Genomic DNA, 11,713 nt, shown 5'->3' with positions numbered 1-11,713 from the left:
GATCTCGCTGCTTGAGTTCAATCTGAAGTCGTATGCCTCTGCTCACTCCCCAGAATTCTGGGGAACGCTAGGGACACGATTGGGCTATGGAAAACTGGCAAAAAATAATTTAGAAAATTGGCACGGGTGATCCAACAGCGACCGCGAATCGTCTTTCTTGGTTCCGACCTACTGAGCGGTCGAGAAGTCGGGGCTTTGGGACGAACTCGCGACGGTTTGGCTCTTGCGCCTTACTCCTGAGTAGCCCTGGAAAGCGAACCGACCAACCCACGGTTGTAAGCCGTCACCTCCAAGGACCCTGTCAGATCGACCGGGATTGCTGAAAGATCGGCCACAACATCGGCCACAAATGGCGTCCTCGTAGCGTATTATCAATAAATACAGGGACTCCTTGAGCTAAACCTTCGGCCAAATCATACCCCATGACAACTATTGAATCTCCAAGTCGAATTGAACCAGCCCTCATCGACGAGCCCTCATCGGCTATCGCAGATGTGGTGGCAGATCTGACCGGAGCCGTATCAGTTCTTGGGAAATTTCTGCATCCGCTCACAGCCGCGAACTTGGCTGATGCTGTGCGCATCATGAATACCTACTACAGCAACCTGATCGAGGGACACAATACGCGGCCCCGAGATATTGAGCGCGCTCTGTCGGGGGAGTTGGACCAAAATGAGGAGCGGCGCAACTTGCAGATCGAAGCAGCGGCGCATGTCCGAGTCCAAACGGAGATCGATCAAATGTTTCTTCACGGGACATTACCGTCGGCGACATCGTCTGAATTCATCCGGTGGATTCACCATGAGTTTTATCGCGACGCTCCCCCGGCAATGCGCACGCTTAAGAATGAGTCTCGGGAAATTGTCATGCGACCCGGTCAATGGCGTTCGCGGCCCGAACACGACAACGCTGTCGGTCGTCACCTGCCGCCCTCAAGCGGGCGTGTGACGGACTTCATGCGATATTTTGAGCAACGCTATAACCTCTCGCCTCTCGGGACCGCTAGCCGAATCATGGCCATCCCAGCGGCTCATCATCGTCTCAATTACATTCACCCCTTTCCGGATGGAAACGGCAGAGTGAGCCGTTTGATGAGCCATGCGATGGCTCATCAAACTGGCATCGGAGCACATGGCCTATGGTCAATCTCGCGTGGCCTTGCACGAGGTCTTGAGAGCCGAGGCGAGTACAAGCGCATGATGGACTTGGCGGATATGCCACGACAGGGAGACCTGGACGGACGGGGAAACCTCTCGCTGAAAGCACTAAAAGAGTTTGTGCTGTGGTTTCTTAAGGTCTGCTTGGATCAAGTTCAGTTCATGTCGGGACTGTTCGACTTGAATGAGTTGAAACAGAGGCTTCGGACCTTTGTTGAGAGGAGTAGCGTTCTAAAGCCGCAAGCTGCCGCAATCATGGAAGAGGCGCTCATGCGGGGTGAGCTTGAAAGAGGAGAGGTTGCCCGCATTACCGGCCTTCCAGAACGCACTGCACGTCGAGTGCTCGCTAACGTTACAGAGCTCGGATTGCTTGCCTCCTCAACCCCGAAGGGACCCGTCGCACTTCGCTTCCCGGAGTGCGCGCTAGAAGAGCTGTTTCCAAGGTTGTACCCCCAAGTTTGACCTGGCGACTTGCCCAGCCCTTCGTTGCGGTATGTGCCGGGCATTGGCGCAACACGTTCATACAGCTCATTCAGAGATGCCACGCGACCGGCTACACCGGCCCACAAATCGCAAGCCCGGAATCTCCATAGCTTGCCGATTCGGTAAGCCGTGATTTGCCCTGAACGGCGAGTCATGCAACGTCTTCGGATGGACACCAAGCATCGCCGCCGCCTGGTCTGTTTCACGAACGCTCCATTGGAGATGGAAGGATTTGGCATAGCTCACTGCTCCCTAACTCCACAATGAAGCGAATTACATTGGTTGTCCAGAGGGTCAAAGAGCGTGACAAACAACTCACTGTTGCACCTGAGCGCACTCTCTTGCTCAGCATTGCTCGGCATCACACGAAAATATTTTTGAGCGCCGACTTCACAAGCTCAACTCCATTCCCAGTCCCACACTGATCTCCTGAGGCTGGACGGGAAGCTTTATTTCCTGCTTAAGCACCTGCCCGATGTCTTGCTCAGGCGATACCTTCGCTCGCGTTATTTCGTTCACCAGTTCAATCGCTGACGGACGGGCCATCGAAACACCCAGCGACTCGCCCAGGCGTTCTACGTCTGACGTGATGATGGCAATTCCCTCACGACCACGCGACGCGGCGACATAAAATAATTCCTGCTTCATCGCATCTGCCGAGATGATGACCTGGTCGACGGTTTTGCCTTGACTTCGATGAGCCGTGACCGCGTAGCCATGCGTGAACTCCCGATAGTTCGCCGGCACGTTACGACCGTCTTCCAGATGGATGATGCCTTGGCTCACATCACGCACCGTCGTCAGTTCGCCGTTCGTTGCGCGGAACCCCGGCTCTTTACGATTGCCCACTAGCAGTAGCTTGTCACCGGCAGCGACTTCTATCCCACGTCTCTCATGCACGGAGAACGATCTTGCCTGCGTCGGACTGATCAACTTCTCCTCGCCCCGTTCATTCGTGGCATGCATGCTGGAACCGGATACGCCCGTGACCGTCAACGCCTCACGCTTCTCGATTCCGCGTGAGGCGCGATGAAAGACGAGCACTTGCTCAGGCTGATAGTTGGAGATGTCTTTCTTCTGAGCCTCAGTCCACTGCAAAGGAATATGACGTTGCAGCGTTTCCCCGTCACCCAATACAGACCGCTGCTTCAGGTCATCACGGATCGCCTGCGTCACGCGCCCGATCTCTTCATGTGTCGGCGCGACAACGAGCACCTTGCGACCCGGCGTTGCCGTCATCTCTCGATACACATCCGCCACGGCCTGTGCTCGCTCCATGTATGGCACCTCACGGACAGCACCCAAATCTTGGAGCTTGGCAAAGCCATGATCGGGCGACTGGCAGAAAGTCTCGATAGCCTCTCGATACTCGCGGTTCGATTGGCGTTGGATGCCAGGCAGGGAAACACTCGTCATCCGTGACTCTCCCTCCAGAATCCTCAACGCGTCAGAGGATTCAACACTCCGTATCTGCCGCGTATCGCCCGAAAACAGAATCCGTGCCTCCTCACGACGCGCCAGGTCGAGCAACCCTTCCATCTACGACCTGAAACCATACCCGCCTCATCTACGATCAGCACATTCCTCCGCAAGCTCTGCTGTGCGGTTTGATCCTCCAGCGGACGAGAGATCGTCATCGAGTTTCTAAACCCGACCTTCTGCAGTTCCTCGACAGCACTTCGCGTTGGGGCAACTGCCAAGACCGTATGGCCCGCTGCCTGCAATCCTCGATCAATCTCCTGCAACGTGGCCGTTTTTCCGGCCCCTGCAGCACCACGCAGATTGAAGGCAAAGTCCTGAGAGGCAAGTATCGTCTCTACGACGTTGCGCTGCTCTGCCCGGAGACTCGCCTTCGGCTCAAAGTGATCTTTTCCACCCAAGGCCGAATAACGATGGATCCCGTGATCGATGATCGCAACCATGTTTCGTTCGCGCTCAAGGCTTGTTTGTGTTGCCACATTGCCGCCGATCTGAAGCAGCTTGCCCTGCGATACTGCAAACTCATAGTTCCCGCGCAGATCGCCCAGATCAAGTCTGCCTCTGCCATGACGCAGAGCTTCGGTGAGCAACTCATGATCCCTAGCGACGGTCTTGCGCTCAAACAGATGCTCTTTGGTGTGCCGCAGGGACTCAACAGCTGAGGCTCTCTCTCTGGCCTATGCTCGATAGCTCGCTGCCGAAGATCGAGCAGCTTCGTGTGTTCCTGCGGAGAGATTCGCTCGACCTGCAGCCGGTGTACCTCCGCTGTACTGATCTCATGCAGTTTATCCGGTCGAGATTCACGGATGAGCACGGCAACCTCATCATCTGTAGGCTGCCGTCCATGCTCCGCCGTGAACTGACGGATAGATTCATCCCGCTGCTCGCTGCGTTGTGAGTACCGCTCCAGCAGATCTTTGGAGATGCCCTTGATCTCGAATCCGTTATCGACTCCCTTTGCATTCCTCTGACTCTCAATCTCGTATCCCAGCTCACGCACCTCACATGCGAGCTCATTCCGATAGACCTCCGTGATGTATCCACGGCGCGGTATCTAATTGATAACACAGTAGTACTAGGAACTTGTTGAAGAATGCGACTGCTGTGCAGTCATGTTCGTCTAACTGGGATGCGTGGAGATGAACGGGTTCTGGATGGGATGTTCAGCTATGTGTCGTTGGAGAGCGTGTGGCTCAGGATCACCCGTTGCGTGCGGTGCGCAAGCTGACCGACCAGGTTCTGGGGTCACTGAGTGGGGAGTTTGACCAACTGTATGCTGCGACGGATCGTCGCTCGATTGCGCCGGAGTATATTCTGCGGGTCTTGTTGTTGCAGGTGTTTTACTCCATCCGTTCGGGGCGGCAGTTGGTCGAGCAGATCGACTACAACCTGCTGTTTCGTTGGTTCGTCGGGCTGGGCATGGACGACGCGGTATGGCACCACGCGGTGTTTTCCAAGAACCGCGATCGGTTGCTGAGCAGCGCGGTCGCGCAGCAGTTCTTCAGCGAGGTCAACCGGCAGGCCAAGCGCTTGATGAGCGATGAGCACTTCACCGTGGATGGCACGCTGATTCAGGCCTGGGCCTCGCAGAAGAGCTTTCGTTCGAAGGACGGCTCCAGCACTCGCGAACTCGGAATCATTTCGCGCTGTTTCATATCCCACGTGAAACCCATCAAGTGCATGATGTTCCTTTCCAGCTTCGGCCGAGTCACAAACGTCCCGCGCCCTTTCAGGCTGAACGCATAGCCGCTGATCTTCAACCCATGCAGAGCCTGGCGTGCCGTCATTCGGCTTACCTGGTACGCCCGCGCCAACTCCTCCTTTGACGTTAAAGCGTCCCCGTCCGACAACTCACCGGAGTGGATATCCTCCATCAGCGCCCGTTGAATCTGAAAGTACAAAGGGATGAACCCCTTCTTGTCCAGGGGGGCGCACCGCCGACCTAGATTGACCCAGAGATTTCGACACTCATTCTCCTAGCTCCACGCGGGGCACATCGTAAACACATATCCGCCGTCGGCATTTAACCCAGTTATTGAAAATTAAACCACTATCGGGCTTGCAAGCGAGGTTCAGTTGTCTATACAGTAGGTGAACTTGGTGTTCAAGCAAATCGGATAAAGGGCGCACAAGGACAATCTCACTTCCGTGGGATTACGAAGATGCAGCCGAACTACCACAGGTCCCGCACGACAACTTAAAAATGGAGGTGCACGAATGAGATACCATATTGCGCTCTACAGTCTCTTCGCTCTTCTCGTGAGCTGTTCTATCGCCATAGGACAGACAATAACCGGCTCCGTCACCGGTACCGTCTCCGACGCTAGTGGAGCCGCAATCGCCGAAGCCAAAGTCACAGCAACCAACGTCGACACAGGTGTTGAGACTTCCATGACAACGAATGCCGATGGTGTCTACGTCCTTCGCTTTCTCCAGATCGGCCACTACAAGATCTCCATAGAAGCCCAGGGCTTCGGCTCCGCCTCGGTCGGTCCATTCAACCTCGAAGTTGGCCAGGAAGCCAAAGTGGATGCCAAGCTCAAGGTCGGCTCGGTGAATGAAAACGTTATCGTTACCACCGCCGCTCCCATCCTCAACACGGAGAATCCGAGCACGGGCACCTCCATCACTTCGCAGCAGGCTACCGAGCTCCCGTTGCAGGCGCGTAACTTTTCCTCGCTCACCACTCTAGTAGCCGGCGCTGTCGCGACCACGCCTTCTAACGCGAACAACGTCGGACGTCCCACCTACAACAGTGGCTTCTTCGTCAACGGCAACCGTGAGCAGACCAACAACTACACCCTCGATGGTGTCGATATCAACGACGCCATCGACAACTACATCAACTACAGTCCCAACGTAGACGCCATCGGCGAACTCCGTATCATCAGCGGCAACGCCACCGCCGAGTACGGCAACGCCAACGGCGGCCAAGTCGTCATGGTTACCAAGAGCGGAACCAACAACTTCCACGGCAACGCCTTTTGGTTCCTTGAAAACAACAACATGAACGCAAACAGCTGGACGAACAAGCACACCGCTGACAAATCCGCCATCGGACCTGTGCCCTCCCTCAATCGCAGCATCTTCGGCGGCACCTTTGGGGGACCCATCATCCGTGACCGTCTCTTCTTCTTCGTGGACTATCAGGGAGCGCGCCAGCATACTAGCAGCACTCAGTTTAACAGTGTGGCAACAGCAGCCATGCGTAGCGGCTTCGCCCCAAACCTTGGGCGAACCGTTTCCGTTCTTAATCCGGTTGCCCAATATCTCTTCGCTCACCCGGAGATCTATCCGCTGCCTAATGTCGCTACCACCAGCCTCACCAACAACTACGTCGGAACCATCGCAAGTGCAACGAACAACAATCAGGGCGACTTCAAGATCGACGCCAAACTCACCGACAGAGACAATATCTCCGGCCGCTTCACCATCGGACGCGAAAACGATGGCCCCAGCAGAGTCTCGATTCCCACCCAACTTGGTCAGGCAAACATCAGTCCCTATACCGGGTTTTCTATCAACTGGACACACGTCATCTCCACTCGTGTAGTCAACGAGGCGCGCGCCGGATTCAGCCGTGGCCGCTTTAGTAATCTCGTCTCTGACCCGGCTGGACTGCTCGGGCTCACCGGGAACAGCGCGCTCGGAATCCCCGGAAATCAGATCGCCCCGGGCATGTCCGCATTCAATATCAACGGCTACGTCCTCGGTAGTCCCTCCGGCAGCTCCCCCGCGTTCGGCGGACAGGGCGTCCAGAACGACAGCCTCACCAACGCCTTTACCTACGGCGACAACGTCAGCTGGCAGTTCGGTCGCCACACCTTCAAGTTCGGTGGAACCCTCATTCGCTATCAATCCAACCGCAACTACTCCGGCAACGACGGTGTGCTCGGCCACTTCGACTACAACGGCACCTATAGCGCTCGCACCCTTGGCACCAACGACTCATGGGCCGACTTCCTGCTGAACCAGTCCTCAGCGTTCGGGCAGGGTTCCTACGTCTCGAAATGGGGACAGCGGCAGTGGCGCGACGCCATCTTCTTCCAGGACGATTGGAAGGCAACGCCCAACCTCACCCTTAACCTCGGCATGCGCTGGGAATGGGATCAGCCCCTTTACGAATCCAACAACAAAGAGTCGAACCTGAACATCGCCACCGGGGCAATCACGATCGCCGGACAGAACGGGGCCAGTCGCGCTCTCTACAACGCCTTCTGGAATGGATGGATGCCACGCGTCGGCTTCGCCTACTCGCCTGAAAAGTTCAATGGAAGGTTCGTCATCCGCGGCGGATATGGCATCACAAACTTCCTCGAAGGCACCGGAGCGAACCTTCGCCTAACCCTTAATCCTCCCTTCTTCAGCAACTCCTCTGGTCAGCAGAGCGGAACTGGCACTTCCGGATTCTTTCAGACACAGAGCGGCTTCCCCCTTCCCACCGCCACCAACATATGGTCCGGAAATGTTCGCGCCTGGGATCCGAACCTGAGGCCCGCGCTGATACAGCAGTTCAACCTCACCACTGAGACGCAGCTTGACAACAATACCTCACTCGTCATCGCCTACCTCGGCCAGAGCGGAAACCACCTCGTGGATCCGCGCGAGGGCAACCAGCGCCATTGTGCAGACATTACTAAACCCGCATGCGCACTTCCGGTCTCCAGTCTTCCGAATCTTAACCTTGTAAGCCAGGTCAGCTACACCGAATCCAGGTCGATGATGAACTACAACGCACTCCAGATAACGGGTCGTCGTCGTTTCAATCGCGGCTTCGAGTTCCTCACGAACTACACCTGGAGCAAGGGCCTCACCAATAACCTCGGCTACTATGGAGGAACTGGCTCCTCGCAGAGTGCCTACTGGCAGGACGCCTACAACGGTTCCGGAGACTACGGACCGGCCTTCTTTGACGCGACTAATATCTTCACCTTCGCCGGATACTACGACCTTCCCGTTGGTCGCGGTCGCCTCGTCGGTGCAAACATGAATCGCTTCCTCGATACGATCGTAGGCGGATGGAAGGTCGGCGGAATCGCCAACCTTCACTCCGGCTTCCCGTTCACGGTAAGCTCACCAGGAAACTACGCTGTCAACCAGCGTGCGAACCGCGGCAATCACTATCGCAAGCTAGATGTACAGAATCGTTCCGTAGACCACTGGTTCGGCACTGGTCCTTCCGCGATCGGATGCGGCATTAACACAGACAATGGTATCTGCGCCTATGGGCAAGAAAGCACCACGGGTTTCGGCACCGCCTCTGTCGGTTCGGAACGCTCTCCTAGCTTCAAGAACTTTGACGCGAACCTGAGCAAGTCCTTCAGCCTCTATCGAGAAACGAACCTCCAGTTCCGTGCCAACTTCTATAATATCCTCAACACGGTCAGCCTAGCGGCCCCGCAGAACGACATCTCATCCGCCACCTTCGGTCAGATCACAGGCACGCTCTCCACCGAACGTCAGATCGAACTCGGCTTGAAACTATCCTTCTAAGTAGGCCTACCTCTCCTGGCCTAATAACTAAACCGTAGTCAACCGAAACGCCTCTTCTATTCAGGAAGAGGCGTTTTGCCTTGTTGTTCTCACTGAAACTGAGTTCACCCTTGCTGTCGCCATGCTCTGACCTGCGGTTGCTGTTGCACTGTTTTCTTCCCACGCAAAATCGTCACTTCGACTGCCGCGCTACTCAAATCTCAAAATTACACTTGTTTGCGTCCAATCCTTTCCGGGAATTAACTGCATAGTCGGGAGATACCAGGGCTGACTCTCAGTATTTACCCATCGAGTTCCGGGTGGATTGGCGCCAAACCGGAAATTGGCGACTTTATTCTCACTGAGTGCGAAATCTCTAGTGCCGTATCGACAGTGCTCCGCCGACAGAACTTTCTCGTGTTTCGATGCCGCCGGTGCGGAGCAGTGTGGATACGGCGATTTGCAGTAAGCCGCTAGCACGGTGGATGTATGGGGATTGAATGCTGTTTGCGGGGAGTTGCTGCGGCTGACTGGGCACGAAATGGGACGACGGTGACCAGAGTAGACTCGTCCGGTGGTGTGCTGGCGGTGTGCATGGAGTGGCTGCAACAAACCTCAAGGTTGTCATGAGCGGTTGAGCGCGGACTTCTGCTGTTCTGTCAGCAGCACGTTGACGTCATGAGTGGAAGCGCTGAGATGGATCCTGCAGAGGGCGAGTGGCGGACTTGACGAAGCCTGAGGGCAGGACGTGGAGCAGGAAGCGGCGGATGAACTCGACTGCGTCGAGGGTCAAGACGCCGCTGCGGTTGCTCTGTCTGGAATCTCGCCAGCGAAAGCGCACCTGTCGGTTATCGAGGGTGAGCAGCCTTCCGTTGGAGATGGCGACGCGGTGGGTGTAGCGGGCCAGGTACTTCAGGACATGTTCGGGTCCGCCGAACGGAGGCTTGGAGTAGACCACCCACTCTCGCCGGCGCAGCGTATGGAGCAGGGCGTGAAATGCGCGCGGCGGGGAGAGTGCAGCCGACGTGCCGGGTAGGCATAGTTGCTTCCCTCGATAGCCCCACTTGAGGAAGGCAAGCAGCTTGCCGCGGAACATGCGGCTGAGCCAAGAGGGCCATAGACGCCAGTCGTACTGAATGGAGTCGAGCGACAGAGACCCGCCGCCGAACTAGGCGTATCGAGCGGCTTCTGGTCGCCCTCCATCGCCCATGGCGCATTGACGGTAGTGGGGAACTTCCATTTGTGAGTCACTGAACTCTGTTGCCCAATGACCACTGAGGGCATAGCAATCAACGCGAGACTACATAAAACCGCAGACTTCAGCATAATAGTGGACTCCTTTTGTAATTTGGGGCCCCGCTGATAAGATCTGGTGTGCCGGGCGCGGACTATACGGGAAGGACTGATCTGCCTGCCACCTGAAATTCCGAGAGATCGTGAGATTGTGCGCATCGCCGCCGATCCGAACTCTCCCGATGCCTCCTGATCTCAGCGTTCTGCCGAGCTTCTTGGACGCATTCCCGCACGGCGATCAACCCGTGCAAATCGCATGACACTTCCAGTGGTCGGCTACACGGAAGTCTACGCGTCATCAAACCTGTTCCACGCGGAGTTCGATGCGCTCTTTTGGCCGAAGAGAGATCCACGCGTTGACCTCGGCAGGAGCAGAGGAGACCAGCAAGAAGCGAAACTGACGCAGCATCGAGGCGAGTCCGAGCACGGTCTCAGCCATCGCGAAATGCTGGCCGATGCAGACACGAGGGCCAATTCCGAATGGCGCATAGGTAAACCGCCGTTGCAGCTGATTTCCGAGCCAACGTTGCGGGCTGAATCGCTCCGGTTCGGGGTACCAACGGGGATCGCGGTGTAGCCGATGCAAACAGAGCCAGAGATCCGTCCCCTTGGAAACAGGCAGGCTACCGAGACTCCCGTGCTTTGTTGTCTTGCGTCCTAAACTCCACACCGGAGGATAGAGTCGCAAAGCTTCCTTGGCCACCGCCGTCACAAAGCGCAGTTGTGGGTAATGCTCCGCCCGGATCTCGCCTCCTTCGGTAACTACGGAGATTTCCTTCGCCGCTTGCTCCTGTGTCTCCGGATGGGTCGCTAGAAGATAAGCGGCCCAGGTCAAAGACAGTGCTGCCGTCTCATGGCCGGCGAGAAAGAAGGTCATAATCTCATCGTGCAACTGTTCGTCTGACATGGAATGGCCATCGGAATCACGGGCGCGAAGAAGAGAGCCGAGTAGGTCAATACCAGGCTCGCCGGAATCTCGTCTTGCCCTGACGGTTTCTCGTATGGAACGGTTCAGTCGCTTGACAGCGCGATTCCACCGGATGCTTCGGGCAAGTGGCAATCTCCTCCAGATCGGAGGGTACAGAATCTCTGCCCGAAGATCACCAAAAACTACGGAAACCGCATTGCCAATTTCAACGTTGTTGGGAGTGAATTCACCTCCGAAGAGCACACTGCAGATCGTCTCTCGCGTATACCGCATCATGTCGGCGTGAATATCGCGTACGTCTCCAACGCGCCACTCTGAAAGCAGCCTGGAGATGCACTTCAGCATGATGGAAGCGTAGTTGGTCATAGCGCTGTGCTGGAACAGCCTCTCGATCTCGTTGCGCTTCTTATAGAGGGCTCGGTCGTAGTCCCAGGGCTCGATCCGATTGGACTTAGGCGGCACCACCGGAACCATGCCCAAGTCGAGCACGAGTTGTCTGGTCACATCGCCTTCATAGGCTCGATCCATCAATATGGGCAGGCCTTCGGGCATTCGCGGAAGCTCCCACAACAACTCCCGTCCCTCGGGTGCATCGTGGGCATTGCCTGGCGACAGCGAGAAGCCTATGGCCGTTCGAGCATTCGCGGCAACCATATGAACCTTGGTGTTCCATCCGCCTCGAGACTTGCCAATGGACTATGGTCCATTTTTTTTAGAGCCCCTGTCCCGTCGGGATGCACCTTGATCGAAGTAGAGTCTAAGCACACCGCTTCGAGCTTGATGCGAACGATCTGCTCGACCTGCAACAACGCTACGAACGCGGCTCCACTCTGATCACCTCGAACCTGCCGTTCCAGGAATGGACCGAAGTCCTCGGATCCGAACGCCTGACCGGCGCCCT

At 56.3% G+C, this 11,713-nt stretch carries 9 protein-coding genes and 6 pseudogenes; 7 read left to right on the top strand and 8 right to left on the bottom strand.

Annotation, left to right across the window (positions count from 1 at the left end; all coding sequences use genetic code 11):
• Window positions 1-521 precede the first annotated feature (521 nt).
• Window positions 522-740 (bottom strand): hypothetical protein, encoded by a 219-nt coding sequence (locus Q363_RS42870; protein WP_211256231.1) that lies wholly within the window; start codon window positions 738-740, stop codon window positions 522-524.
• Between Q363_RS42870 and Q363_RS46400 the strand changes: the two are divergent.
• Window positions 741-1,091: pseudogene (locus Q363_RS46400) on the top strand (Fic family protein); the annotation flags it as partial. It abuts the gene before it with no gap.
• 105 nt (window positions 1,092-1,196) lie between these two features.
• Window positions 1,197-1,619 (top strand): Fic family protein, encoded by a 423-nt coding sequence (locus Q363_RS44240; RefSeq protein ID WP_245632291.1) that lies wholly within the window; start codon window positions 1,197-1,199, stop codon window positions 1,617-1,619.
• A 411-nt stretch (window positions 1,620-2,030) separates the two neighbouring features.
• Here the strand turns inward: Q363_RS44240 and Q363_RS17535 are convergent, their stop codons facing one another.
• Together Q363_RS17535 and Q363_RS46395 are read right to left on the bottom strand one after the other, a co-directional pair.
• Entirely contained in the window at window positions 2,031-2,879 is an 849-nt protein-coding gene (locus tag Q363_RS17535; RefSeq protein ID WP_245632290.1) for a hypothetical protein, read from the bottom strand.
• A gap of 105 nt (window positions 2,880-2,984) precedes the next feature.
• Window positions 2,985-3,451 (bottom strand): annotated as a pseudogene (locus Q363_RS46395) (AAA family ATPase); the annotation flags it as partial.
• Here Q363_RS46395 and Q363_RS44235 point away from each other — a divergent pair.
• Both Q363_RS44235 and Q363_RS44230 read left to right on the top strand, forming a co-directional pair.
• On the top strand, window positions 3,347-3,781 hold the full coding sequence (locus tag Q363_RS44235; protein WP_035352637.1) for a hypothetical protein: 435 nt from the start codon (window positions 3,347-3,349) through the stop codon (window positions 3,779-3,781). The pseudogene Q363_RS46395 and the gene Q363_RS44235 sit on opposite strands and share 105 nt — an antisense overlap.
• Window positions 3,782-3,798: 17 nt before the next feature.
• Window positions 3,799-4,017: a hypothetical protein gene (locus tag Q363_RS44230; RefSeq protein ID WP_035352635.1), complete on the top strand. Its 219-nt coding sequence runs from the start codon at window positions 3,799-3,801 to the stop codon at window positions 4,015-4,017.
• On the opposite strand, the pseudogene Q363_RS46390 reads toward Q363_RS44230, so the two are convergent.
• Window positions 3,916-4,119 (bottom strand): annotated as a pseudogene (locus tag Q363_RS46390) (relaxase domain-containing protein); the annotation flags it as partial. The gene Q363_RS44230 and the pseudogene Q363_RS46390 overlap by 102 nt on opposite strands.
• Before the next feature lie 129 nt (window positions 4,120-4,248).
• Here Q363_RS46390 and Q363_RS17520 point away from each other — a divergent pair.
• Window positions 4,249-4,754, top strand: a pseudogene (locus Q363_RS17520) (transposase); the annotation flags it as partial.
• On the opposite strand, the gene Q363_RS38385 reads toward Q363_RS17520, so the two are convergent.
• Window positions 4,691-4,993, bottom strand: coding sequence for a GntR family transcriptional regulator (locus Q363_RS38385; protein WP_084080489.1), 303 nt, complete (start codon window positions 4,991-4,993; stop codon window positions 4,691-4,693). The pseudogene Q363_RS17520 and the gene Q363_RS38385 sit on opposite strands and share 64 nt — an antisense overlap.
• 343 nt (window positions 4,994-5,336) lie before the next feature.
• Here Q363_RS38385 and Q363_RS17515 point away from each other — a divergent pair, with 343 nt between their 5' ends.
• Complete coding sequence (locus Q363_RS17515; RefSeq protein WP_035352633.1) at window positions 5,337-8,612, top strand: TonB-dependent receptor; 3,276 nt, start codon at window positions 5,337-5,339, stop codon at window positions 8,610-8,612.
• Window positions 8,613-9,267: 655 nt separating this feature from the next.
• On the opposite strand, the gene Q363_RS17510 is transcribed toward Q363_RS17515, so the two are convergent.
• From Q363_RS17510 to Q363_RS42865, 3 genes and pseudogenes are all read right to left on the bottom strand, one after another.
• Window positions 9,268-9,687, bottom strand: a complete 420-nt coding sequence (locus tag Q363_RS17510; RefSeq protein WP_051978922.1) for a transposase — start codon at window positions 9,685-9,687, stop codon at window positions 9,268-9,270.
• A gap of 495 nt (window positions 9,688-10,182) precedes the next feature.
• Entirely contained in the window at window positions 10,183-11,157 is a 975-nt protein-coding gene (locus Q363_RS44225) for a cytochrome P450 (RefSeq protein ID WP_245632293.1), read from the bottom strand.
• Between the two features lie 30 nt (window positions 11,158-11,187).
• Window positions 11,188-11,618 (bottom strand): annotated as a pseudogene (locus tag Q363_RS42865) (transposase); the annotation flags it as partial.
• Here Q363_RS42865 and Q363_RS40705 point away from each other — a divergent pair.
• Window positions 11,613-11,713 (top strand): annotated as a pseudogene (locus Q363_RS40705) (ATP-binding protein); the annotation flags it as partial. The pseudogenes Q363_RS42865 and Q363_RS40705 overlap by 6 nt on opposite strands.

The organism is Edaphobacter aggregans DSM 19364 (assembly GCF_000745965.1).
Taxonomy (GTDB): domain Bacteria; phylum Acidobacteriota; class Terriglobia; order Terriglobales; family Acidobacteriaceae; genus Edaphobacter; species Edaphobacter aggregans.
The sequence above is the reverse complement of the archived record's forward strand: the minus strand, read 5'-3'. Positions and strand labels throughout refer to the sequence as shown.

Excerpts from the sequence above, each read along its gene's own strand:
- Q363_RS44240 (WP_245632291.1), top strand. The coding sequence starts at position 1,197 with ATGATGGACTTGGCGGATATGCCACGACAGGGAGACCTGGACGGACGG.
- Q363_RS17535 (WP_245632290.1), bottom strand. The coding sequence starts at position 2,879 with ATGACGGCAACGCCGGGTCGCAAGGTGCTCGTTGTCGCGCCGACACAT.
- Q363_RS44235 (WP_035352637.1), top strand. The coding sequence starts at position 3,347 with ATGGCCCGCTGCCTGCAATCCTCGATCAATCTCCTGCAACGTGGCCGT.
- Q363_RS44230 (WP_035352635.1), top strand. The coding sequence starts at position 3,799 with ATGCTCGATAGCTCGCTGCCGAAGATCGAGCAGCTTCGTGTGTTCCTG.
- Q363_RS38385 (WP_084080489.1), bottom strand. The coding sequence starts at position 4,993 with ATGGAGGATATCCACTCCGGTGAGTTGTCGGACGGGGACGCTTTAACG.
- Q363_RS17515 (WP_035352633.1), top strand. The coding sequence starts at position 5,337 with ATGAGATACCATATTGCGCTCTACAGTCTCTTCGCTCTTCTCGTGAGC.
- Q363_RS17510 (WP_051978922.1), bottom strand. The coding sequence starts at position 9,687 with ATGTTCCGCGGCAAGCTGCTTGCCTTCCTCAAGTGGGGCTATCGAGGG.
- Q363_RS44225 (WP_245632293.1), bottom strand. The coding sequence starts at position 11,157 with ATGCTGAAGTGCATCTCCAGGCTGCTTTCAGAGTGGCGCGTTGGAGAC.